At 48.2% G+C, this 24,145-nt stretch carries 16 protein-coding genes and 3 rRNA genes; 1 reads left to right on the top strand and 18 read right to left on the bottom strand.

The window, feature by feature from the left end:
* Nucleotides 1-20: 20 nt before the first annotated feature.
* The 15 genes from ACDE64_RS03055 to ACDE64_RS02985 form a co-directional block, all read right to left on the bottom strand.
* Nucleotides 21-467 carry a Mini-ribonuclease 3 gene (locus ACDE64_RS03055; RefSeq protein ID WP_411348990.1) on the bottom strand — a complete coding sequence of 149 codons (447 nt, stop codon included), beginning with the start codon at nucleotides 465-467 and terminating at the stop codon, nucleotides 21-23.
* A 16-nt stretch (nucleotides 468-483) separates the two neighbouring features.
* Nucleotides 484-1,881: a cysteine--tRNA ligase gene (cysS, locus tag ACDE64_RS03050; protein WP_411345088.1), complete on the bottom strand. Its 1,398-nt coding sequence runs from the start codon at nucleotides 1,879-1,881 to the stop codon at nucleotides 484-486.
* A gap of 98 nt (nucleotides 1,882-1,979) precedes the next feature.
* Complete coding sequence (gene cysE / locus ACDE64_RS03045; protein ID WP_411345087.1) at nucleotides 1,980-2,660, bottom strand: serine O-acetyltransferase; 681 nt, start codon at nucleotides 2,658-2,660, stop codon at nucleotides 1,980-1,982.
* Nucleotides 2,661-3,137: 477 nt separating this feature from the next.
* Nucleotides 3,138-4,601, bottom strand: coding sequence for a glutamate--tRNA ligase (gene gltX, locus ACDE64_RS03040; RefSeq protein WP_411348989.1), 1,464 nt, complete (start codon nucleotides 4,599-4,601; stop codon nucleotides 3,138-3,140).
* 98 nt (nucleotides 4,602-4,699) lie between these two features.
* Nucleotides 4,700-5,179 carry a 2-C-methyl-D-erythritol 2,4-cyclodiphosphate synthase gene (gene ispF, locus ACDE64_RS03035; RefSeq protein WP_411348988.1) on the bottom strand — a complete coding sequence of 160 codons (480 nt, stop codon included), beginning with the start codon at nucleotides 5,177-5,179 and terminating at the stop codon, nucleotides 4,700-4,702.
* The gene (gene ispD, locus ACDE64_RS03030) at nucleotides 5,176-5,874 is read right to left on the bottom strand and encodes a 2-C-methyl-D-erythritol 4-phosphate cytidylyltransferase (RefSeq protein ID WP_411348987.1); all 699 of its coding nucleotides are present in this window, start codon (nucleotides 5,872-5,874) and stop codon (nucleotides 5,176-5,178) included. The genes ispF and ispD overlap by 4 nt, the downstream gene beginning before the upstream one ends.
* Nucleotides 5,875-6,066: 192 nt before the next feature.
* Nucleotides 6,067-7,179: a PIN/TRAM domain-containing protein gene (locus tag ACDE64_RS03025; RefSeq protein ID WP_411348986.1), complete on the bottom strand. Its 1,113-nt coding sequence runs from the start codon at nucleotides 7,177-7,179 to the stop codon at nucleotides 6,067-6,069.
* 109 nt (nucleotides 7,180-7,288) lie between these two features.
* The gene (gene pssA / locus ACDE64_RS03020; protein ID WP_411345082.1) at nucleotides 7,289-8,014 is read right to left on the bottom strand and encodes a CDP-diacylglycerol--serine O-phosphatidyltransferase; all 726 of its coding nucleotides are present in this window, start codon (nucleotides 8,012-8,014) and stop codon (nucleotides 7,289-7,291) included.
* A 60-nt stretch (nucleotides 8,015-8,074) separates the two neighbouring features.
* Nucleotides 8,075-9,151: a DNA integrity scanning diadenylate cyclase DisA gene (disA, locus tag ACDE64_RS03015; RefSeq protein WP_411345081.1), complete on the bottom strand. Its 1,077-nt coding sequence runs from the start codon at nucleotides 9,149-9,151 to the stop codon at nucleotides 8,075-8,077.
* 12 nt (nucleotides 9,152-9,163) lie between these two features.
* The gene (radA, locus tag ACDE64_RS03010; protein WP_411345080.1) at nucleotides 9,164-10,540 is read right to left on the bottom strand and encodes a DNA repair protein RadA; all 1,377 of its coding nucleotides are present in this window, start codon (nucleotides 10,538-10,540) and stop codon (nucleotides 9,164-9,166) included.
* Between the two features lie 280 nt (nucleotides 10,541-10,820).
* The gene (gene clpC, locus ACDE64_RS03005; protein WP_411348985.1) at nucleotides 10,821-13,292 is read right to left on the bottom strand and encodes an ATP-dependent protease ATP-binding subunit ClpC; all 2,472 of its coding nucleotides are present in this window, start codon (nucleotides 13,290-13,292) and stop codon (nucleotides 10,821-10,823) included.
* A 19-nt stretch (nucleotides 13,293-13,311) separates the two neighbouring features.
* A complete protein-coding gene (locus ACDE64_RS03000; RefSeq protein WP_411348984.1) occupies nucleotides 13,312-14,385 on the bottom strand; it encodes a protein arginine kinase in 1,074 nt (357 codons plus the stop codon).
* A gap of 13 nt (nucleotides 14,386-14,398) precedes the next feature.
* Complete coding sequence (locus ACDE64_RS02995) at nucleotides 14,399-14,923, bottom strand: UvrB/UvrC motif-containing protein (protein WP_411345077.1); 525 nt, start codon at nucleotides 14,921-14,923, stop codon at nucleotides 14,399-14,401.
* A 28-nt stretch (nucleotides 14,924-14,951) separates the two neighbouring features.
* Nucleotides 14,952-15,410, bottom strand: coding sequence for a CtsR family transcriptional regulator (locus ACDE64_RS02990; protein WP_367064363.1), 459 nt, complete (start codon nucleotides 15,408-15,410; stop codon nucleotides 14,952-14,954).
* Between the two features lie 326 nt (nucleotides 15,411-15,736).
* A complete protein-coding gene (locus ACDE64_RS02985) occupies nucleotides 15,737-16,648 on the bottom strand; it encodes a metallophosphoesterase family protein (protein WP_411348983.1) in 912 nt (303 codons plus the stop codon).
* A gap of 392 nt (nucleotides 16,649-17,040) precedes the next feature.
* Between ACDE64_RS02985 and serS the strand changes: the two genes are divergently transcribed.
* On the top strand, nucleotides 17,041-18,654 hold the full coding sequence (gene serS / locus ACDE64_RS02980) for a serine--tRNA ligase (protein WP_411348982.1): 1,614 nt from the start codon (nucleotides 17,041-17,043) through the stop codon (nucleotides 18,652-18,654).
* A gap of 344 nt (nucleotides 18,655-18,998) precedes the next feature.
* Here serS and rrf read toward each other — a convergent pair.
* The 3 genes from rrf to ACDE64_RS02965 form a co-directional block, all read right to left on the bottom strand.
* A 5S ribosomal RNA gene (gene rrf, locus ACDE64_RS02975) occupies nucleotides 18,999-19,115 on the bottom strand.
* Nucleotides 19,116-19,177: 62 nt separating this feature from the next.
* A 23S ribosomal RNA gene (locus tag ACDE64_RS02970) occupies nucleotides 19,178-22,104 on the bottom strand.
* 271 nt (nucleotides 22,105-22,375) lie between these two features.
* Nucleotides 22,376-23,928: ribosomal RNA gene (locus ACDE64_RS02965) — 16S ribosomal RNA — on the bottom strand.
* The 16S, 23S and 5S rRNA genes sit together here, the layout of an rRNA operon.
* Between the last annotated feature and the right edge of the window lie 217 nt (nucleotides 23,929-24,145).

Raw genomic sequence — 24,145 nt, 5'->3', positions numbered from 1 at the left:
AGCTCGATAGCTCGACTAAATTATACTTTCGGTTGTTGCTCCAGATGATGGATTGCTGTCGTAATTAGTTCCAGAATGCGCTGTTGTTGTCCGCGATAGTACAGATAGCCAATCAGACATTCCCATGCTGTTGCATAACGGTAATCCAGCACGCTAGCATTTTTGGGCAATGTACCGGATTTGGCATTGCGTCCCTGACGAACGATACTAGCTTCATCCTCGGTCAGCATCGGTTCTACATGCAGAAGCATACGAGCCTGAGCGCCAGCGGAAACAAAGCTTGTCGATAAGCGGTGCATATGATTGGGACGCAGATTTTTGCCAGACAAGATATACTGTCTGACGGCTACTTCGTGAATAGCATCGCCCAGATAAGCTAGCGCCAGCGGTGGCAACTGCTCTAACGGACGAGAAGGCGGGAATGGAAACCAGCCTTCAAATGGTTGATCCTGTTCTGGAGAGGTCATGATGTCATTCCTCCCATCATTTGCGGCGCCATCTCATGCCTTGCGGCGTATCTTCGAGAATGATGCCCTGTGCGGACAGCAGATCACGAATTTCATCCGAACGTGCCCAGTTTTTGTTGCTACGGGCTTCGACGCGTTCCGCAATCAGTTGCTCTACATCTTCGTCGAGCAGTTGTTCTTCCGCCCAATACAGACGCAGCACTTCGTTCATTTCGTTAAACAGTGCCAACAATGCTTCCAGCGACGCTTTTTGTACTACTTCGCGTTGCAGCAGTTGGTTCGCTTCATTCACCCATTCGAATACAGCAGTGATTGCATCCGGCGTATTGAAGTCATCCTGCATTTTCTCATGGAATAGAGCACGGATTTCGTTTACACGAGCTGTCAGCTGTGCATCTGCTGGAGATACGGTATCCGAAGAGGATAGACGGTGCTGCACATTGCTAACGGCATTGGAGATACGCTCTACGCTATTTTCTGCCTGTGTCATCGTATCGTCGGTATAGTTAAGCGGATTACGATAGTGAGTAGACAGCATCAGATAACGGATCGCTGCTGGCTTGTGTGCGGCGCGCAGGTCTTTGACCAGAATACCGTTACCAAGCGATTTGGACATTTTCTCATCGTCGATACGGATAAAGCCATTATGCATCCAGTAGTTGGATAGCGGCTTGCCTGTCACCGACTCAGATTGAGCGCATTCGCATTCATGGTGTGGAAACTGAAGATCTTGTCCACCACCGTGAATATCCAGAGTATCGCCCAGATAATGACGCGCCATCGCAGAGCACTCGATATGCCAGCCCGGACGACCATTCCCCCATGGACTTTCCCAGAAAATCTCACCCGGTTTGGCTGCTTTCCACAGTACGAAGTCTTCGGGATTTTCCTTACGTTTATCGACTTCGATACGAATACCGAATTGCAGTTCATCCAGCTTCTGATGCGACAGTTGTCCGTATTGCGGGAATTTGCGTGTACGGAAATAGACATCGCCTTCTTTGGCATAGGCGTAGCCTTTGTCGACCAGTGTACCGATAAAGTCCAGAATAATATCCATATTCTCGGTTACGCGCGGATGGATGGTAGCGCGGCGAATACCCAACCCTTCCAGATCGGCAAAATAAGCATCAATAAACCGTTCAGCCACTTCGATGACGGTCGTATTCAATTCTTCCGCTTTGCGAATGAGCTTGTCATCGACATCGGTAAAATTCACTGCATAATCGACTTTATAATTTTGATTTTCCAAATAGCTGCGCACGACGTCAAAAAAGATCATCGGACGTGCATTTCCGATATGGATATAGTCATAAACGGTCGGACCGCATACGTACATCTTCACTTCGCCAGCGATCTGGCTAACAAACTCTTCTTTCTTGCGGTTCATGGTATTGTAAATTTGCAATGCCATACGTTCATCCCTTCCCTGTATACACGATATGTTTGAATGTCTACTTGATCGTTCTATGATCCAAGCTACTATAGGCACCATGTTACCATATTCCGCATTTATGACGAATGTCGGTTATGATCGCGTCCTGCCATCAGTCTGTGATCAATCTGACGTTGCTGCTGTTCCAGCTCCTGCTTGAGTCGATCAATCTCGGCTTGTAGCTCTGCCAGTCTTGATGCAACCGGATCGGGCATCTGGTGACTCAGACGATCCGCACGCTTGCCGTCTTGAATAACGATTTTGCCGGGAATTCCGACTACTGTGCTATTCGGCGGTACTTCGCGCAGTACAACAGAGTTGGAGCCGATATTGGAATTGGAGCCGACGGAGAAGGAACCGAGAATTTTGGCACCGGAGCCGATCACGACGCTATTACCAATCGTGGGATGGCGCTTTCCTTTTTCTTTGCCTGTACCGCCCAATGTTACGCCTTGATAAACAACAACATCATCGCCGATCTCGCATGTCTCGCCGATGACAACACCCATACCATGATCAATAAACAGCCGCTTACCAATCGTTGCGCCCGGATGGATCTCGATTCCAGTCATAAAACGACTAAGCTGCGAAATGACACGGGCAATCGTAAAAAACTTTTTGCCATAAAACCAGTGAGCAAGCCGGTGTCCCCAGATTGCATGTAGTCCTGAATAGGTAAAGATGACTTCAAACCAGCCACGCGCAGCGGGATCATTATCAAATACAGCGCGGACATCAGATCTTAAATTGGTCAGCATTGGTTTACCTCTCCTTGCTTACGCTCATTAAAAAACGCCCCCGCAGCCCGAAGGCTGCAAAGGCGTCGATTTACGCGGTTCCACTCTGCTTGGGAGAACGTCATGTTCTGCACAATATGATTGATCGGCAGACGGTAGAGTTATCCCAACTTATGCAGTCCGTAACGTAAGACCAGACGGCAAAGCCTACTTATTTACGCTGCTCTTTTCTTCAAATTGAGGGAAAGACAACGGGAATGTTCGGCTTTGCGGCTCACAGGTGCATGTTCAGTCTGTCCGAAGTGGATGATTCTCAGCCACCTGTCTGTTTGCAACAGGGTCATCCTCTCTGGAACTTCGATTTCAGACTTACTTTTCCTGCTCATTGCCATTATATGGATAAAATTAGTTATATTCAGATGTTCATCACAATTGCTGCTTTAGGTGATCATTATAACGGACTGCGGCGGATTAAACAATATGCAATTCAGTCGACAATCAAGCGCCTGCAATCTGGGATTGAAGACGTTCGATTACACGATCCCGACCAAGCAGGTAAATGGTATGGTTCAGATCGCGGCCATGCATTTCGCCAGTCAGTGCAACGCGGATTGGCATAAACAGTTGCTTGCCTTTGTAACCCGTTTCCTTTTGCACTTCTTTGATCAGCGTTGCCGCTACAGTTGGGCTGAACTCGGATGATGCTTGGATTTTGTCCAACAATGCTTGCAATACCGGTTTCACATGTTCTTCACTCAGCAACTGCTGGGCTTCGGCATCCAATTGCAGATCCGAACGGAAGAACATTTCGGACAGTCCTACGATATCAGAAGCGGCAACCAGCTGCTCCTGATACAGTGCCACCAGATCATGCGCCCATGCTTGTTGTTCTTCGCTCAACTCAGCTGGCAAACGACCCGCTTTTTGCAGATGTGGAATCGCCATCGCAGTAATGCGGTCGGTATTGGCATGTTTGATGTACGTATTATTCAGATGCGCCAGTTTGTTCGTATCGAATACAGCCGGGCTTTTGGATAGACGTTTCGCATTGAAAATACGGATTAGATCATCATGTGAGAAAATTTCTTCTTCTCCTTCTGGCGACCAGCCCAGCAGGGCGATAAAGTTGAACAGGGCTTCCGGCAGATAACCCAGTTGATCATACTGCTCGATAAACTGAATGATCGACTCATCACGCTTGCTCAGCTTTTTGTGATTTTCATTGACGATCAAGGTCATATGACCGAATTGCGGCGGTTCCCAGCCTAATGCTTCATAGATCATCAATTGACGCGGTGTATTGGATACATGGTCTTCCCCGCGCAGTACATGAGAAATCTCCATCAGATGATCATCCAGTGCAACGGCAAAGTTGTACGTCGGAATGCCGTCTTTTTTAACAATAACAAAGTCGCCTGTATCTTCTGTTGTAAACGAAATTTCGCCTTTGACGATATCGTTGAAGGTATAGGTTTTATTTTCTGGTACACGGAAACGGATGCTTGGTACACGTCCTTCGGCTTCAAAGGCAGCGCGCTGCTCATCACTCAAATTGCGATGTTTACCAGAATAACGCGGCGTCTCACCGCGGGCAATTTGCTCTTCGCGTTCCTGCTCCAGTTCTTCCTCAGTGGAGTAGCATTTGTAAGCTAAGCCACGGTTGAGCAGGTCTTCCCAATATGGACGATACAGATCCAGACGCTCGGTCTGACGATATGGACCATAGTTGCCACCTACATCGATACTTTCATCCCATTCGATACCGAGCCATTTCAGATAAGACAGCTGATTCTCCTCGCCGCCCTCTACGTTGCGCTTCACATCGGTATCTTCAATCCGAATAATAAACTTGCCACCTTGACTGCGGGCAAACAAATAATTAAACAAAGCAGTACGAGCGTTACCGATATGCAGGTGTCCGGTTGGACTTGGTGCATAGCGTACGCGTATTTCGTTAGACATCTTTAGTTCCTCCCTGGTTGAACAACATTCAGATTAGAGTCTATTGGTGTTACTTGTACACCAATGAGCTGTACTTCTTTTGATTCGTGAAACTAGTGTTAGGCTTCCTTCACCAGACAAATGACTGCCTGAGCAGCAATTCCTTCACCCCGTCCAGCAAAGCCGAGCCATTCGGTTGTTGTTGCTTTGACGTTTACTTGATCAATCTCCGCTTGTAGTACGGAAGCAATCACTTCCGCCATCTGCGGAATATACGGAGCCATCTTCGGCTTTTGTGCGATAATGGTTGCATCGACATTGCCCAGTACGTAACCGCGCTCACGGATAAGTCGCCATACATGCTGTAGCAGTTTCACACTGTCCGCATCCTTGAATTCTGGATCGGTATCGGGAAAATGCTTGCCAATATCACCCAGCGCCAGTGCGCCCAGCGCTGCATCGGCAATCGTATGCAACAGCACATCTGCATCGGAATGACCGAGCAGTCCTTTTTCATATGGAATGGTCACTCCACCAATGATGCACGGGCGGCCCTCGACCAGCTGATGCACATCAAATCCTTGACCTATACGAATCATGATAAATTCTCTCCCTTGTGTGTCAATAAATAAGCAGCATAATCCAGATCGTCCGGTGTCGTCAGCTTAATATTGCTATAGCTACCTTCCACTACGGTTACCGGAATACCGAGTCGTTCTACCAACATTGCATCATCTGTACCGCGAAAATGCTGTTCTTCCGCCTGCTGATGTGCATCCCGCAAATCGGTTGAACGAAACGTCTGCGGTGTCTGAATCGCCCATAATGTACTGCGATCCGGTGTACCTGTAATATGCAACTGCTGATCGACCTGCTTGATCGTATCCTTCACTGGCACCGCCAATACAGACGCACCTGCACGCTGTGCCGCTTCCAGACACTGCTCGATATGCTGTTCCGTAATAAATGGACGTACCCCGTCATGCACCATTACCCAGTCAGACTGAATCTGCTCCAAGCCACGGTACACCGATTCCTGACGATCATGTCCACCAACGACAACAGCTCGAACTTTGTGCAGTCCATATTGTTGTACCCATTCCCGGCAACGCTCTACATCCTCCGCCCCCGTAACGATGACGATCTCTTCCGCAACAGCCGAGCGTTCAAACACTTCCAGTGTATGTATCATAATCGGTTTATCCTGTAGCTTCAGATACTGTTTGCTCTCCACCGTACCCATACGCGAGCCTTTGCCCGCCGCTACGACGATGATTCCAGCTTTATTTGTCATACTCCCCATCCTTACCGGTTGCTATCCACACCTGTATGATTGCAAAGCGTGCGAATTCCATTTCTTAATAATATACCCGGCGACACCAACAGCACAACAGCCAATACCGCTGACACGTATGCACACACTCCCATTGTCAGCATGGAGCATGGTATTTCCCCGCGCAGGCGTCGTTTCGTTCACGCTTGCTCTCTAATCGTCGTGTTGCTCTATATGTTCTTCTGTATGTGGACGTGCAAAGACCATTTTACCATTGGATGTTTGCAGTACACTTGTTACAATCACTTCTAGTTCTTGCCCGATATGATCTTTTCCCTGTTCAACGACAATCATTGTCCCATCATCCAAATAGGCAATGCCCTGTCCCGGTTCTTTGCCGGAGCGAGTCATCTGTACATATAACAGTTCACCAGCAACGAGTTGTGGCTTGAGTAGAGCAGCAAGACGGTTGACCGACAATATGCGGATATCATGTAGTTCGGCAATTTGCTGTAAATTCCGATCATTCGTAATGAGCGCCGCCTTGCGCGCTGCTGCCAACTGTACGAGTCGCTCATCTGCACGTACACTGTCCGAGTAATGAGTCGATGCTACTTCCAATTCAATTCCTGGTTGCTCTCGTAAACGAGTAAGTGTATCCAGCCCTTTTTTGCCTCGTTGACGACGTAGTGTATCCGCAGAATCGGCAATGAATTGTAGTTCCTGTACGATAAAATCAGGTACGATCACGATTCCCTGTATAAATCCGCAAGCGATAATCCCTTCGATTCTGCCATCAATAGCAATATTGGCATCCATTATGCTAATGGCTGGCATTCTGGAAATGAGCATATCTGCGTGATTCTTATCAGTCGGCAATGGTTTGACCGTCTGTTCCTTACTTTCCGGCATATTATAATTAGAATTGTGTGTCGGATGCTGAACGTGATGCCGTACGTGGTTACGTTCTGTATACAATAATTCGCCAGCACGTTCATAACCAGTACGAAGCCCTAGATAACCTAGCGTAAGCATTAGAAAGGTTCGGACAACCTCGTACACACTCGGCCACCATGCAATGACAAGCGCGCCCAGCCAGCCAATCAGCAAACCGATGAGCAAGCCGAACGAGGCGGCAAGCACCTTTTCCGCTGGTAATGCCAGTACTTGCACGCGTTGACGTTCAATCAACAGCAGCAGACGACGAAGCAGCAATGATAACAATACCGCTGCTACTACAATGATCCCAATATGAATTGCCATCATCCCTACACTATCTGGTTTCCCTCCTATTATTGCCATCCATGACATCCATTGTTCCAGCATCTGACCATCCCCTTTGTTGTAATAAAGTGCATAAAAAAAGCATTCATTCCCCTTTAGAAGTAGAGAAATAAATGCTTTTTCATTATCTATCTGCTGAGCCGTCAACCGCTTAACGAAGCGATTCCTTGGAGCGATTCTCATCATCACGGCGGGCATGACGGCGCATCAGTCTTCGAATATTCTGTTTGAAGCCATACAGCGCATATGCTGCTAGCGGTACGAAGATCAGTTTGGATACCTGATCAGGGAACATAATTGCAATAACTACACCGGCAGCAACTACAATCGGTGCGAGCCAGAGAGCTTTTTTGGGAATACCGACTTTTTTGAAATTCGGATATCTCACCTGACTGACCATCAGATACGACAGCATAAAGGTACTGATAATCATATAAGGAGTAGATACTTCATTATGGAATAGCGAGAGCGTTGCTAATACGCCACCAGCCGCTGGAATCGGCAATCCGGTAAAATAACCCGGTACACCGGCTTTGACATTAAATCTGGCTAGTCGCATCGCTCCACACATCGGAAAAATCAGAGCAGCAGAGATCGCGAGAACAGGGTTAATGTCTTTGAATACCATATCGTACATGATGACGATTGGAGCTACACCAAATGAAACAAGGTCAGACAGGGAATCCAGTTCCTTCCCCAACTCGCTCTGCGCATTGAGCGCGCGTGCCATCCGTCCGTCCAGACCATCCATTAACATCGCTACAATAACCATGACTGCCGCAAGGCTATAGTTATCGTGTAGCGCCAGTAAAATAGCCAACATTCCAAGTCCCAGGTTAAACAGCGTACACAGGTTTGGAATTGATTTTGTTATCATTTTGTCTTGTCACCTCAAAGATGGATATATTAACCAATTAACTCTACGATTCTATCGCTTTTAGATTTGTCTGTCAATAAATACTTGCTCCTGGATGCGTTCCAGACCAGCACGAATCGTACGTGCGCGTACTTCACCGATACCGTCCACTTCATCCAGCTCGTCAATGCTCGCGGAAATGACATGATGCAAAGCAGCAAAACGCTCTACCAGATTGTTGATGATCACATTTGGCAAACGTGGAATCTTGTTCAACACACGATAGCCGCGCGATGGCACCACTTCCTCGGATTGAGCAGCCGCCATCGGGTAGCCAAGCATTTTGACGATTTGATTGACGTCCATTAGTTCATTATCGGTAATCCGCTTCAATCCGTTAACGATTTCGTCCAAACGCTCATCGCTAATATCGCGACCATAATCTTTGAGCAGTAAGCGGAATTCTTCTTCCGTATTACCAACTAGTTCATCCATCTGCATCGAGATCAGACGACCTTCCGCCCCGAGTTCCGTGACATAGCGACTGATTTCGGTCTGAATACGTAGTACCATTTCGACACGCTGTACGACGCCGATTACCTCAGCAATCGTCACCATCTGCTCAAATTCAGAAGCTGTCAGATTGGTCAACGCCTGCTTGAGCACCACTTGATACCGCTCCAGCGTCTGAATCGCTTGATTCGCTTTGGTCAAAATCACACCGATTTCCTTGAGCGCATACCGCAAATTACCTTTGTACAATGTAATGATATTGCGACGCTGGGAAATGGAAATGACCAGCTCCCCTGTCTGTTTGGCAACACGTTCAGCTGTCCGGTGACGAATCCCCGTCTCAATCGACGAGATAGACGAATCAGGAATCAACTGCGTATTGGCATACAAGATCCGCTTCAGATCATCACTCAGAATGATCGCTCCATCCATCTTCGCCAGCTCATACAAGTAGTTGGGTGAGAACTCGCAATCGATGGAAAATCCACCATCGACTACATTCATGACCTGCGATGTTGAGCCGACGACGATCAGTCCGCCCGTTTTGGCACGCAGCACATTTTCCAGACCGTCGCGGAATGCGGTGCCGGGTGCAACCATTTTCAATAACCGATTAATTTTCTCAGCCTGGCTGAGCTCCTTCATCAACTGTTCCTCCTAGTCCAACGCAGCTTTTAATGCTTCCGCTATTGTATTAACTCCAATCAACTTAATATCTTTTGGATGTGTCCAGCCTTTGAGACTTTTCTCCGGCATGATGACGCGTTTGAAGCCTAGCTTCGCTGCTTCCTTGACCCGTTGTTCTGCACGCGATACGCCGCGAACCTCACCAGTCAGACCAATCTCGCCAAACACAACATCCTCTGGCTTGGTTGGTGCATCGCGGAAACTGGAAGCCAGACTGACCGCAATTGCCAGATCGACCGCCGGTTCATCCAGTCGTACACCACCAGCTACATTCAGATAAGCATCCTGATTTTGCAAAAACAAGCCCATGCGCTTTTCCAATACAGCGATAATTAGCGCGAGCCGATTGTTGTCGATGCCCGTACCCATCCGGCGTGGTGAAGGAAAATGCGTTGCCGCTACCAGCGCCTGAATCTCTACTAGCATCGGCCTTGTGCCTTCCATACTTGCGATAACAGTAGAACCTGCCGCTCCTGCCGACCGTTCCGACAAGAACAGCTCCGACGGATTGGATACCTCGGTCAGACCTTCCTCGTGCATTTCAAAAATACCCATCTCATTCGTTGAGCCAAACCGGTTCTTCACCGCTCGCAGCAGCCGGTACGTATGATGACGCTCGCCCTCAAAATAAAGTACACAGTCTACCATATGCTCTAGCATGCGCGGTCCCGCAATTGCACCTTCTTTGGTCACATGACCAACTAGCACAGTAGCGATACCACGAATTTTGGCAATCCGCATAAAGCGTGACGTACATTCACGCACTTGGGACACGCTACCCGGTGCGCTCGTAACTTCCGGCTGGTACACCGTCTGAATGGAGTCAATGACAAGGAAATTCGGATTGAGGTTATCAATCGCTTCCTCGATAATCTCCATATTACTTTCGCACAATACAAACAATTCATTGGATAACGCACCAAGACGCTCTGCACGCAGCTTCGTCTGGCGTACTGATTCCTCACCGGAAATGTACAGCACTCGCAGCCCTTTGACCGCTAGTGCATGCGACGTTTGCAGCAGCAGCGTCGATTTACCAATTCCCGGATCACCGCCAACCAGCACGAGCGAACCCGGCACTACACCGCCACCAAGTACACGATTCAACTCATGGATACCGGTTTGAATGCGCGGCTCCTGACCTGCTTCTACTTCGGTAATCGCTTGCGGCTTCACCGATGTTGGCGTTTGGAACAGGCTGGAATTCATGCCTTGTGTTTTGACAGCTGACGTTTCCTTTTCTTCCACCATTGTATTCCAGGATTGGCATCCCGGACATTTGCCATACCATTTGGGCGATTCATAGCCGCAGTCGGTACAGAAAAATTTTGTTTTTACTTTTGCCATGGACGTCCCTTTCTATATATACGCTCAATCACGTTGAATTTTGAGAACCATCTGTTCTGCAACAGACAGGATTTTGCAATCTATTTACATTATAACATTAAAAAGGCTGGTTCCGAGGGCATATTTGCCTCTGGAACCAACCTTTATTTTAACGATGCTTTCGTATCGCCTCAGCGTCTATACATACGCATGGTAGCGGGTAAAGTTGCTATATTCAGTGCAGGATAAGTTGGAAAATCCAACATTACCATTTCCCATCAAACGCTGCAATCCAGTACAATCAGGATTTCGCTTCGTTTGCAGAAACACTATCGCTTTCTTCGGAAGGCGTTACCTTGTCAACAGACAGCGTACCTTCTTTTTCGTCGATCAGCAAGGTATCGCCTTTTTTCACGCTACCAGTGAGCAACTCCTCGGACAGACGATCCTCAATATGCTTCTGAATAGCACGACGCAGTGGACGCGCACCGTAAGCAGGATCAAATCCTTCTTTGGCAAGGAATGCTTTTGCGGAATCCGTGAGTGTGAAGTCGACTGCATATTCACGCAGACGCTTGCGCAGCTCTTCGGACATGAGCGTAACGATCTCGGCAATGTGCTTCTCTTCCAGCGAGTGGAATACGATCACATCGTCGATGCGGTTCAAGAACTCTGGACGGAAGTGACGTTTCAATTCGTCAGTCACTTTGCCCTTCATGTTGTTGTACTCAGCACCGGAATCAACCGCTGCAGTAAAGCCCAGTGTCGTATTGCGACGAATCGCTTCTGCACCTACGTTGGAAGTAAGAATGATCAGCGTATTGCGGAAATCGACAACACGACCTTTGGAATCAGTCAAACGACCATCTTCCAGTACTTGCAACAGGATGTTGAACACTTCCGGGTGAGCTTTCTCGATCTCATCCAGCAGGACAACAGAATATGGTTTACGACGTACTTTTTCGGTCAATTGACCGCCTTCTTCATAGCCTACATATCCCGGAGGCGCACCGACCAGACGTGAAGTCGAATGTTTCTCCATGTACTCGGACATATCGATGCGGATGATTGCATTTTCATCACCAAACATCGATTCTGCGAGCGCACGAGCAAGCTCCGTTTTACCAACACCAGTAGGGCCGAGGAAGATAAATGAACCCATAGGACGCTTCGGATCTTTCAGTCCAGCACGCGCACGACGAATCGCACGGCTAACAGCAACGACAGCTTCATCCTGACCGATTACACGCTCATGCAGCAAGCTTTCCATATTGAGCAAACGATCGGTTTCTTCTTCTTTCAGTTTCGTTACCGGAATACCTGTCCAGTTCGCTACGATATCAGCGATATCTTCCGGGGTAACTTCAGAATCAGTACGACCTTGTTTTTCTTTCCATTGGTTCTTCGTTGTATCCAGCTCTTCGCGAATCTTTTGCTCGGTATCGCGCAGTGCTGCCGCTTTTTCAAACTCCTGACTTTGTACAGCCGCGTCTTTTTCCTTGCGGATATCTTCGAGACGGCTTTCCAGTTGTTTCAAGCTTGGCGGAATGGTATACGAATTCAGTCGTACTTTGGAACCTGCTTCGTCGATCAAGTCGATCGCTTTGTCCGGCAGGAAGCGGTCGGTGATATAACGATCCGACAGTTTAACTGCCTGTTCGATCGCTTCATCAGTAATTTTTACACGGTGATGCGCTTCGTAACGATCGCGCAGACCCATCAGAATCTGAACTGCTTCGTCCGGCGACGGTTGATCCACCGTAATCGGTTGGAAACGACGTTCCAGAGCAGCATCTTTTTCAATATATTTACGATATTCATCCAGCGTAGTCGCACCGATACATTGCAGCTCACCACGAGCCAGTGCAGGCTTCAGAATGTTAGATGCGTCAATCGCACCTTCTGCGCCACCGGCACCGATCAGTGTATGCAGCTCATCAATGAACAGTACGATATTACCCGCTTGACGAATCTCGTCCATAATTTTTTTGAGGCGGTCTTCAAACTCACCGCGATATTTGGTTCCGGCAACAACCGAACCCATATCCAATGTCATGACGCGTTTGTCACGCAGTGTTTCCGGAATTTCGTTGTTGATGATTTTTTGTGCCAGACCTTCGGCGATAGCTGTTTTACCAACACCTGGTTCACCGATCAATACTGGATTATTCTTGGTACGGCGACTCAGAACTTGAATAACGCGTTCAATTTCTTTGCTACGTCCAATAACTGGGTCCAGATTGCTATCCTTGGCAATAGCCGTCAGATCGCGTGCCAGACTGTCCAGCGTCGGTGTGCTGACATTTGCAGGTGTACCATGATGACTAGATACTGCCTCATTGCTGCCCAGCAGCTGCAACACTTGTTGACGCGCTTTGTTCAAGCTAATGCCCAGATTGTTCAATACGCGAGCTGCAACGCCTTCACCCTCACGGATCAGACCGAGCAGGATATGCTCTGTGCCAACATACGTATGACCAAGTTTGCGCGCTTCGTCCATCGACAGCTCGATGACTTTTTTCGCACGCGGGGTATACGCGATATTAGTAGGTTGCTCTTGACCGCGGCCAATCAGCGATTCTACCTCATCCTGAATTTTCTCAAGTCCAAGACCCAGACCGATCAGCGCTTTGGCAGCGATGCCTTCGCCTTCACGAATCAATCCAAGCAAAATATGCTCTGTACCGATGTTGTTGTGACCGAGACGAACCGCTTCCTCCTGAGCCAATGCTAGGACTTTTTGCGCTCGCTCCGTAAATCTGCCAAACATCATATTGAAGCACCTCCACGGTTTAGTCTTCTACATGTACATTACCCAATGTATCGCGGATCAGCTGCGCCCTGTACATATCGCGTTCTCCTGATCCCATTTTAACACCGAACGTTTTCTGAAGGAAACCCGGTTGTGTCATAATCAGTAATTCGTTCATTTGAACGACCGATGCTTGATCAATCAATCCGAGATCCACGCCAAGCCGCACATCGGAGATTCGCTGAAATGCTTCTTTGGCATCCATCATCGTTGCATAAGACAAAATGCCATAAGAGCGCATAATGCGATCCGTAATACGCAGCTTAGATTCAGTTAACAGCCGACTGCGTGCATGCTGTTCATATTCAATAATCTGCATGACTACACTGCGCAGATTGTCGATAATCTCATCCTCAGACAATCCAAGTGTAATCTGGTTAGAAATTTGAAAGATATTCCCGATCGCTTCACTGCCTTCGCCGTACAATCCACGAATCGCCAAGCCTACCTGCGATACCGCCGATAAAATACGACCAACCTGATTGAGAATCGCCAGCGCTGGCAGATGAAGCATAACCGATGCGCGTAAGCCTGTTCCCAGATTGGTTGGGCAGCTGGTCAGATAACCACGTCGATCATCAAACGCATAATCGACGACCTTTTCAAAAGCATCATCGATCTGTGACGCCCGTTGCCATGCCTCCTGTAATTGAAAGCCTGGGTACAGACACTGAATGCGCAGATGATCTTCCTCGTTCAGCATAATGCTGACCGCCTCATCATCTGTTAACAGTACCGCACCTGCTTTGGAATCATTGATCAAACTAGGACTGATCAAATGCTTCTCCATCAGCACTTCCTTGTCGACATCATTCAGCTCGTTTAGGACGATCGGCTCGAACGGTCCAAGCGCTTGTACACCTTCATCCTCCAGCGCAGCTGTGAGCTGCTGGCGTACCTGCTCCGCCTGTTCAACGGAAGACACAATCGGGAATGGCTGATGCACCAGATTTCGGGCGATACGCACCCTGCTACTGATGACAACATCCGAATAATCTCCGCCCTTTTGCATCCATTCGCTCAAAGGCTTTTCAGTAAAACGGAGACCCGGCATACGTCATTCCTCCTTACGACTCCTGTGAAATTTGCTTTTCCAGCTCACGAATCTGATCGCGCAACTGGGCAGCCTGTTCAAATTCTTCTTCAGCGATACGCTGCTGCAACTCATGACGCAGCTCATGCACCTGACGTCTTGCCTTAATCTGCCCTCCAACACGCTCAGGCAGCTTGCCCGCATGAGCGGTACTGCCATGCACGCGTTTCAGTAACGGATCAAGCTGACGGTCAAACGTAGGATAGCAAGAACTGCATCCAAAACGTCCTAGCTTGCGGAACTGAGCATACGTCATGCCACATTCTGGACATTGCAGCTGTTGAGCAGGTGTTCCTGCCGCTTTTGCTTTATTACTGGAATCAAAATCCATCAGTCCAGATAACAGATTATGAATGGAAAATCCTCCAGAAGTGCCTGGAATCAACTCCCCTTTTTCACGGGCACAGTGTTCGCAAATGTGGAATTCAGTTTTCTCGCCATTTACGATCTTGGTAAAATGAAGGGTAGCCGGCCGTTGCTGGCATTCCTGACAAATCATATTGCTATGCCTCCCTTCTTCCCTATGATCAAGACCCAAGCAATGAGATCAGCATGGCCTTCATCATTCGTGCACGGACTTCATCCCGATAGGGAAGATTGAGTGAAATCACATCCCTGCACACCACAGCACGCATCATTTCAGCTTCGCGCTTGGAGATTAGACGCGCCTCAAACAGCTGATAGATCAATCCTTCCGCTGCCGTCTGGCTCATCGCCTGACCAATACTTTCATGAATATGCGTATGAATAGTAGAGTGTGATGGAAGTTCGATCCGGCGAATACGGATATATCCACCGCCACCTCGTTTACTTTCCACCAGATAGCCCTTTTCCAGCGTAAAACGTGTACTGATTACATAGTTGATCTGCGACGGTACGCAGGAAAACTGATCAGCCAGATCATTACGCTGGATCTCCAATGCACCTTCACCTTCCTGAAGCATGCGTTTCAAATATTGTTCGATAATGTCGGAGATATTACGCATTGTATCCTCCTCCATGTATAGTTAAAACATGAATTCGCCAATGTTAATATCAAAGTCTGCATAAACAACACTTAACCATATCTTTTATGGTCAGAAACGAACATATTGTATAATCCCCGTAATAAGTGAAAACAACGTTTCTTGGCAGGATCACATCCATTTCGTGAATAATACATTGCTGTATGCGTGCGCTGACTTTGACTTTCTTTGACTTTATAGTATTATACCATAAAATCCCGTTTTGCCAAGAGCAGAACAGTTATGGTATATAAGCTACGTTTCAAAGCATAGCTGTCTATTTATTTTCACTCATGTTCAAACCTTCTTTATCCTTGTTCATGTTCATGTTCATGTTCATGTTCATGTTCATGTTCATGTTCAGCAATTAGTATAAATACTTTTCCGTCTGCATTCAGTACCTGGGTTCCATTTTGTAAGCGAGTATAGTGTTCTTGTGCTTTGTGTGTATCCCAACCTACATGTCCGCAGCACAATAATACAGGATCAGATTTCTCCACTTCCATTCGTACACCTGCATGTCCTGATCGACTATTGAGTGGATCATCTGGTCCCTGATGCATCATCAATACATCTGGTGACTTTTTCAGCAATCTACTCAATTGTTTTGAAAAATCGGCTTCTGACATACGATTGGGCTTATCTGCTCTACCTGTAATGCCACCCAGCCCGGCGACATGTAAACCACATATAGTGTGCAGTTGCGGCTGAAGCATCCACGCCGCTTGAACTCTGGTGTTCAAATCTCGTTTCTCTTCATCTGTAAAAATATCGTGATTCCCCGACACGGCAGCAATATTCACAAATTTTTGCTGAAAAGCTTGCCAAACCGCAATCGGACTGCCACTAGAACCCCTTTTCCATATATCTGTATACAGATCACCGCAAAGCAGAATCATAACCTGTTGTTTCGAAATGTGCGGCACCTCCATTTCCAATAACAATTCTAACATTTCCGGTAATGCCTCCCCCAGAAGGCGTGGCTGAATTCCCCTCACTAAACGCTCGTTCTCATCTTGCACCAAATTTCCTGCTATATCTTCGACAATTCCCTGTAAATCAGATGTAACGATAAGTACCTTCACAGATTCCGACAATCCTCTGATTGTACCTTTATAAATAGGCAATTGCTTATGTTCAATAAACTGACTTCCCGTAGTCGGTGAAAGGTAAGACATCCATTCCAAAGGTTCTTCCTGAATATGTATAATTTCCAACATGCTGAAACCCTCTTTCCATCCAACATTCCTAATGATAACTGTATAATTTACGTTTATTCCATTTATCATAGCTTGACGATCTTGCTGCAATCAAGTACACTAGCACAAATTAATATTTTGAAACGGCCAATGAAGGGAATCCAACCCAGAGGCGTTTTCGTCAAGGAATAGCTGTATTTCCGTATAACGTTCGGTAACAGCTATGTTCCCTAAGTCAAACGGTATTCGCCCGTTATAGCGGAACCTGAGTGGATCGGAGATGGTATATTCTCCGGTTAAATTGGGTGGCACCGCGAGCAGAGCGCTCCTCGTCCCAAGTTGATGAGGAGCGCTCTTTGTGTTTTTAAAAATAATCGGCAGCCACTGCCCATCCACAAAGGAGCAAATTAATCATGCTAGACATTCAGTACATTAAACAACATCCAGAACAGTTACAACGAATTGCCGACAAAAAGCATATTCAAGTCTCGATTGAAGAACTACTAACTCAATACAAGTCGCGCAATCAACTCATGCAGCATATTGAACAATTACGCCAACAACGCAACCAACTAACCCGACAAATCGGCACCAAGCTAAAAGCACCAGATACACCAGATACACCAGATACACCAGATACACCAGATACACCAGATACACCAGATACACCAGATACACCAGATACACCAGATACACCAGATACACCAGATACACCAGATACACCAGATACACCAGATACACCAGATACACCAGATACACCAGATACACCAGATACACCAGATACACCAGATACACCAGATACACCAGATACACCAGATACACCAGATACACCAGATACACCAGATACACTTCGATTATTGAAAATGGAACCGGACAATGTCAACCCTTTACGAACTGATCTGCCAATAAAAAACAAACATGATCTAAATCCAGATCAGCTACGCGTAAAAGTAAAAGAAATCAATCGCCAACTACAGCACCTAGAACAACAAGCAGATAGTATTCAGCACCATTATCAAACATTGCTCCAATTGGTGCCAAACTACGTATCGCCAGACACACCAGATGGACAATCGGATGAAGACAATATCGTACTCCGCCAACATGGAACACTACCAACGTTTGACTACAAAGTAAAAGACCACGTCGAACTGGGCGAACTACATCAACTGTTCGATACAACAAGAGGAGTCAAAGTCAGCGGCAGCCGTAACTATTACCTTACCGGTATGGGCGTACTGCTGCATCGCGCAGTTCAGCAATTAGCTTTCGACTTATTGATGGCTAAAGGCTACACGCCGCTCGAAGTACCGATGATGGTACGCAGTGCTGCACTGCAAAATACGGGCTTCTTTCCACTAGGTGTGGATCAAACCTTCAAAATTGAGAACGAAGATCATTGGCTTACCGGTACATCGGAAGTTGCATTGGTATCGTATTACCAGAATGAAATCATTGATTGGAAAAGTGGTCCCATCAAGCTGGCAGCTGCTTCACAAAGCTTCCGCAGTGAAGTCGGCTCGGCTGGTAAAGATGTGCGAGGGTTATACCGTGTCCACCAATTTGCAAAAGTGGAACAGGTTATTCTTTGCGAAGCGAATGCAGAATTATCATCACAGATTCATGAGGAGATTACAGCCAATGCTGAAGAACTTCTGCAACTGCTAGAGCTTCCTTATCAAGTTGTCGCCGTCTGTATCGGAGACATGTCGCAAAAAACATACAAACAATACGACATCGAAACGTGGATGCCTGGACGACAAGCTTACGGTGAAACTCATTCGTCGTCGAACTTGCATGATTTCCAAGCCAGGCGCGCCAATATTCGATATCGTACAGCAGAAGGCGAACTAAAATACTGCCATACCCTAAACAATACAGCTGTAGCTTCGCCACGAATTCTGATCCCATTGTTAGAAAATCATCAACAGGAAGACGGCAGTATTTACATCCCTGTCGCACTACGACCGTATCTAAATCAGTTTCAAAAACTGGAAGCTCCCAATACAATCGTTACCACCGATTAAATAATAAATATAAAACAGCGTATGATCCCTTTATATTATTGGATCATACGCTGTTTTAAGTTAAAGAAAAAAGTCCTGAAAAAGAAAACTCTATTAACAATATTTCACTTAACTACATTTAGAATTAAGATGGGTACGTATGGAACCCCTCCGCCATCATCACCAAACGTGCAATAACTCTAGATGCCTAGAAGTAAAATAAAACAAACCGCAACCAAAATATAACTAAAATACAACCAAAATCAATCAAACCCCAGTAAAAAAACTCCGGTAAAAAATATACGACAAAACAAAGAAAGACGTTATCGGTTAGACAACGTCTTTCTTCTCTGTCTTACTGTTTCGCTTGGCAACGTCCTACTCTCCCAGGACCCTGCGGTCCAAGTACCATCGGCGCTGGAGGGCTTAACGGTCGTGTTCGGGATGGGTACGTGTGGAACCCCTCCGCCATCATCACCAAACGTGCAGATGTGTTCATCACCTGAAAACTGAATCCGAAACGATTCATCGCGTGTTTAGAATCTTGGATAAGCCCTCGACCGATTAGTATTGGTCAGCTCCATGCATTGCTGCACTTCCACCCCCAACCTATCAACCTCGTCGTCTTCAAGGGGTCTTACTAAACTTGGGAAATCTCATCTTGAGGGGGGCTTCACGCTTAGATGCTTTCAGCGCTTATCCCGTCCGCACGTAGCTACCCAGCGATGCTCCTGGCGGAACAACTGGTACACCAGCGGTGCGTCCATCCCGGTCCTCTCGTACTAAGGACAGCTCCTCTCAAATTTCCTACGCCCACGACAGATAGGGACCGAACTGTCTCACGACGTTCTGAACCCAGCTCGCGTACCGCTTTAATGGGCGAACAGCCCAACCCTTGGGACCTACTTCAGCCCCAGGATGCGATGAGCCGACATCGAGGTGCCAAACCTCCCCGTCGATGTGGACTCTTGGGGGAGATAAGCCTGTTATCCCCAGGGTAGCTTTTATCCGTTGAGCGATGGCCCTTCCATGCGGTACCACCGGATCACTAAGCCCGACTTTCGTCCCTGCTCGACGTGTAGGTCTCGCAGTCAAGCTCCCTTTTGCCTTTGCACTCTTCGAATGATTTCCAACCATTCTGAGGGAACCTTAGGGCGCCTCCGTTACATTTTAGGAGGCGACCGCCCCAGTCAAACTGCCCACCTGACACGGTCCCCGTACCGGATCACGGTACTAGGTTAGAACTCAGATGCGATCAGGGTGGTATCCCAACGGCGCCTCCAAGGAAGCTTGCGCTCCCTCTTCCAAGGCTCCCACCTATCCTGTACAAATCGCACCCCAGTTCAATATCAAGCTGCAGTAAAGCTCCATGGGGTCTTTCCGTCTTGTCGCGGGTAACCTGCATCTTCACAGGTATTAAAATTTCACCGGATCTCTCGTTGAGACAGCGCCCAAATCGTTACGCCATTCGTGCGGGTCAGAATTTACCTGACAAGGAATTTCGCTACCTTAGGACCGTTATAGTTACGGCCGCCGTTTACTGGGGCTTCGGTTCATAGCTTCGCCCGAAGACTAACCACTCCCCTTAACCTTCCAGCACCGGGCAGGCGTCAGCCCGTATACTTCGCCTTGCGGCTTCGCACAGACCTGTGTTTTTGCTAAACAGTCGCTTGGGCCTTTTCACTGCGGCCCCCTCGTGCTATTCACACTACCGGGGCACCCCTTCTCCCGAAGTTACGGGGTCATTTTGCCGAGTTCCTTAACGAGAGTTCTTCCGCGCGCCTTAGAATTCTCTTCTCACCTACCTGTGTCGGTTTACGGTACGGGCACCTGCTTCCTGGCTAGAGGCTTTTCTTGGCAGTGTGAGATCATGACCTTCGCTACTGTACATTTCGCTCCCCATCACAGCTTGACCTTGGAGTGTGCGGATTTACCTACACACAAGTCTCACTGCTTAGACAGGCATCCATCAGCCTGCGTCACTACCCTCCTGCGTCACCCCGTTGCTCATAGCGGCTTTCGGTGGTACAGGAATTTCAACCTGTTGTCCGTCGACTACGCCTTTCGGCCTCGCCTTAGGTCCCGACTTACCCTGAGAGGACGAGCCTTCCCAGGAACCCTTAGGTTTTCGGCGGATCAGATTCTCACTGATCTTTTCGTTACTCATACCGGCATTCTCACTTGAATGATGTCCAGCGCTCCTTGCGGTACACCTTCAATCCTCATTCAACGCTCCCCTACCCCTGATGCGATGCATCAAGCCATAGCTTCGGTGGTGTGTTTAGCCCCGTTACATTTTCGGCGCAGAGTCACTCGACCAGTGAGCTATTACGCACTCTTTCAATGGTGGCTGCTTCTAAGCCAACATCCTGGTTGTCTGGGCAACTCCACATCCTTTCCCACTTAACACACACTTCGGGACCTTAGCTGATGGTCTGGGCTGTTTCCCTTTCGACAATGGACCTTAGCACCCACTGTCTGACTCCCGGAATAAAGTCTGCGGCATTCGGAGTTTGACTGAACTTGGTAACCCTTGCGGGCCCCGCATCCAATCAGTGCTCTACCTCCGCGACTCATCTTCCGAGGCTAGCCCTAAAGCTATTTCGGGGAGAACCAGCTATCTCCGGGTTCGATTGGAATTTCTCCGCTACCCCCACCTCATCCCCGCACTTTTCAACGTGCGTGGGTTCGGACCTCCAGTACGTGTTACCGTACCTTCATCCTGGACAGGGGTAGATCACCCGGTTTCGGGTCTACGTCCACGTACTACAGTCGCCCTATTCAGACTCGCTTTCGCTGCGGCTCCGGCTTCTCACCTTAACCTTGCACGGGAACGTAACTCGCCGGTTCATTCTACAAAAGGCACGCCATCACCCCTAAAACGGGCTCTGACTTTTTGTAAGCACACGGTTTCAGGTTCTATTTCACTCCCCTTCCGGGGTCCTTTTCACCTTTCCCTCACGGTACTGCTTCACTATCGGTCGCTAGGGAGTATTTAGCCTTACCAGATGGTCCTGGCAGATTCATACGGGGTTTCACGTGCCCCGCACTACTCGGGATCCGTCTCGGAGGGAATATGCTTTCAACTACAGGGCTTTCACCTTCTACGGCGGGCCGTTCCAGACCTCTTCATCTACCATATTCCTTTGTCACTCCAAAGAGACGTCCCACAACCCCAAGAAGCAAGCTTCTTGGTTTAGGCTGTTCCGCGTTCGCTCGCCGCTACTGACGGAATCACTCTTGTTTTCTCTTCCTGAGGGTACTTAGATGTTTCAGTTCCCCTCGTCTGCCTCTGCACATCCTATGTATTCAGATGTGAGTCACTGGAGATGAATCCAGTGAGGTTTCCCCATTCGGACATCCCCGGATCAAAGCTTGCTTACAGCTCCCCGAGGCCTTATCGTTGTTCGCCACGTCCTTCGTCGGCTCCTAGCGCCTAGGCATCCACCGTGTGCTCTTACTAGCTTAACCTAGTTGGTGGTCTTCTTATGAAAAGAAGAACCTATTCATTACTCTTCGTTACCGATCCTGTTTACACAGTGTCCAGTAAGAACAGTTTTCTAAAACGCGATGTTTCGTTTCGGTATCCAGTTTTCAAGGATCAATGAAAGAGTGGTTGCTCTTTCAAAACTGACAACGAGTGAGTTCCAAGCCGACCGGCTTGTCCTCTTCTTGCGAAGAGGGGTTGAAGCATTTCGCTTCGTATTTGAATGTCTTCGTTGCAGAAGACGATTCTCCATAGAAAGGAGGTGATCCAGCCGCACCTTCCGATACGGCTACCTTGTTACGACTTCACCCCAATCATCTACCCCACCTTCGGCGGCTGGCTCCTTGCGGTTACCCCACCGACTTCGGGTGTTGCAAACTCTCGTGGTGTGACGGGCGGTGTGTACAAGACCCGGGAACGTATTCACCGCGGCATGCTGATCCGCGATTACTAGCAATTCCGACTTCATGCAGGCGAGTTGCAGCCTGCAATCCGAACTGAGACCGGCTTTTTAGGATTCGCTCCACCTCGCGGCTTCGCCTCCCGTTGTACCGGCCATTGTAGTACGTGTGTAGCCCAGGTCATAAGGGGCATGATGATTTGACGTCATCCCCACCTTCCTCCGGTTTGTCACCGGCAGTCTGCTTAGAGTGCCCACCATGATGTGCTGGCAACTAAGCATAAGGGTTGCGCTCGTTGCGGGACTTAACCCAACATCTCACGACACGAGCTGACGACAACCATGCACCACCTGTCTGGAATGTTCCGAAGAAAAGGTACATCTCTGTACCGGTCATTCCGATGTCAAGACCTGGTAAGGTTCTTCGCGTTGCTTCGAATTAAACCACATACTCCACTGCTTGTGCGGGTCCCCGTCAATTCCTTTGAGTTTCAGTCTTGCGACCGTACTCCCCAGGCGGAATGCTTAATGTGTTAACTTCGGCACCAAGGGTATCGAAACCCCTAACACCTAGCATTCATCGTTTACGGCGTGGACTACCAGGGTATCTAATCCTGTTTGCTCCCCACGCTTTCGCGCCTCAGCGTCAGTTACAGCCCAGAGAGTCGCCTCCGCCACTGGTGTTCCTCCACATCTCTACGCATTTCACCGCTACACGTGGAATTCCACTCTCCTCTTCTGCACTCAAGTCACCCAGTTTCCGATGCGACCCGAAGTTGAGCTTCGGGATTAAACACCAGACTTACATGACCGCCTGCGCGCGCTTTACGCCCAATAATTCCGGACAACGCTTGCCCCCTACGTATTACCGCGGCTGCTGGCACGTAGTTAGCCGGGGCTTTCTTCTCAGGTACCGTCACTTCTCTAGCAGTTACTCTAGAAAACGTTCTTCCCTGGCAACAGAGCTTTACGATCCGAAAACCTTCATCACTCACGCGGCGTTGCTCCGTCAGGCTTTCGCCCATTGCGGAAGATTCCCTACTGCTGCCTCCCGTAGGAGTCTGGGCCGTGTCTCAGTCCCAGTGTGGCCGATCACCCTCTCAGGTCGGCTACGCATCGTCGCCTTGGTGAGCCGTTACCCCACCAACTAGCTAATGCGCCGCAGGCCCATCCTTCAGTGACAGATTGCTCCGTCTTTCGTTCGTCGTCCATGCGGACATCGAACGTATCCGGTATTAGCTACCGTTTCCGGTAGTTATCCCAGGCTAAAGGGCAGGTTGCCTACGTGTTACTCACCCGTCCGCCGCTAAATCTCAAAGAAGCAAGCTTCTCATCGATTCCGCTCGACTTGCATGTATTAGGCACGCCGCCAGCGTTCGTCCTGAGCCAGGATCAAACTCTCCATAAAAGTGTTTGACTTGCTCAATTCTTGCTGGCGAGAACATTGCTGTTCTCTATTGTTTGAAGAACCAAAGTTCTTCACTCACTCGTTGTTCAGTTTTCAAAGATCAAACTCTTTCGTGTGCTGCATTGTCTCTCACAGCAACTCTTATATCTTACCACCTTGCTAGCTTACTGTCAACAACTTTTTTTGAAGTTGTTTTTCAGTCCGTTTGATGGGAGCT

It is taken from the genome of Paenibacillus sp. WLX2291 (genome assembly GCF_046603665.1).
Classification (GTDB): Bacteria; Bacillota; Bacilli; order Paenibacillales; family Paenibacillaceae; genus Saccharibacillus.
This window is presented reverse-complemented; position numbering and strand designations above follow the sequence as displayed.

Coding starts and splice junctions, on each gene's coding strand:
- ACDE64_RS03055 (WP_411348990.1), bottom strand. CDS start 467: ATGACCTCTCCAGAACAGGATCAACCATTTGAAGGCTGGTTTCCATTC.
- cysS (WP_411345088.1), bottom strand. CDS start 1,881: ATGGCATTGCAAATTTACAATACCATGAACCGCAAGAAAGAAGAGTTT.
- cysE (WP_411345087.1), bottom strand. CDS start 2,660: ATGCTGACCAATTTAAGATCTGATGTCCGCGCTGTATTTGATAATGAT.
- gltX (WP_411348989.1), bottom strand. CDS start 4,601: ATGTCTAACGAAATACGCGTACGCTATGCACCAAGTCCAACCGGACAC.
- ispF (WP_411348988.1), bottom strand. CDS start 5,179: ATGATTCGTATAGGTCAAGGATTTGATGTGCATCAGCTGGTCGAGGGC.
- ispD (WP_411348987.1), bottom strand. CDS start 5,874: ATGACAAATAAAGCTGGAATCATCGTCGTAGCGGCGGGCAAAGGCTCG.
- ACDE64_RS03025 (WP_411348986.1), bottom strand. CDS start 7,179: ATGCTGGAACAATGGATGTCATGGATGGCAATAATAGGAGGGAAACCA.
- pssA (WP_411345082.1), bottom strand. CDS start 8,014: ATGATAACAAAATCAATTCCAAACCTGTGTACGCTGTTTAACCTGGGA.
- disA (WP_411345081.1), bottom strand. CDS start 9,151: ATGAAGGAGCTCAGCCAGGCTGAGAAAATTAATCGGTTATTGAAAATG.
- radA (WP_411345080.1), bottom strand. CDS start 10,540: ATGGCAAAAGTAAAAACAAAATTTTTCTGTACCGACTGCGGCTATGAA.
- clpC (WP_411348985.1), bottom strand. CDS start 13,292: ATGATGTTTGGCAGATTTACGGAGCGAGCGCAAAAAGTCCTAGCATTG.
- ACDE64_RS03000 (WP_411348984.1), bottom strand. CDS start 14,385: ATGCCGGGTCTCCGTTTTACTGAAAAGCCTTTGAGCGAATGGATGCAA.
- ACDE64_RS02995 (WP_411345077.1), bottom strand. CDS start 14,923: ATGATTTGTCAGGAATGCCAGCAACGGCCGGCTACCCTTCATTTTACC.
- ACDE64_RS02990 (WP_367064363.1), bottom strand. CDS start 15,410: ATGCGTAATATCTCCGACATTATCGAACAATATTTGAAACGCATGCTT.
- ACDE64_RS02985 (WP_411348983.1), bottom strand. CDS start 16,648: ATGTTGGAAATTATACATATTCAGGAAGAACCTTTGGAATGGATGTCT.
- serS (WP_411348982.1), top strand. CDS start 17,041: ATGCTAGACATTCAGTACATTAAACAACATCCAGAACAGTTACAACGA.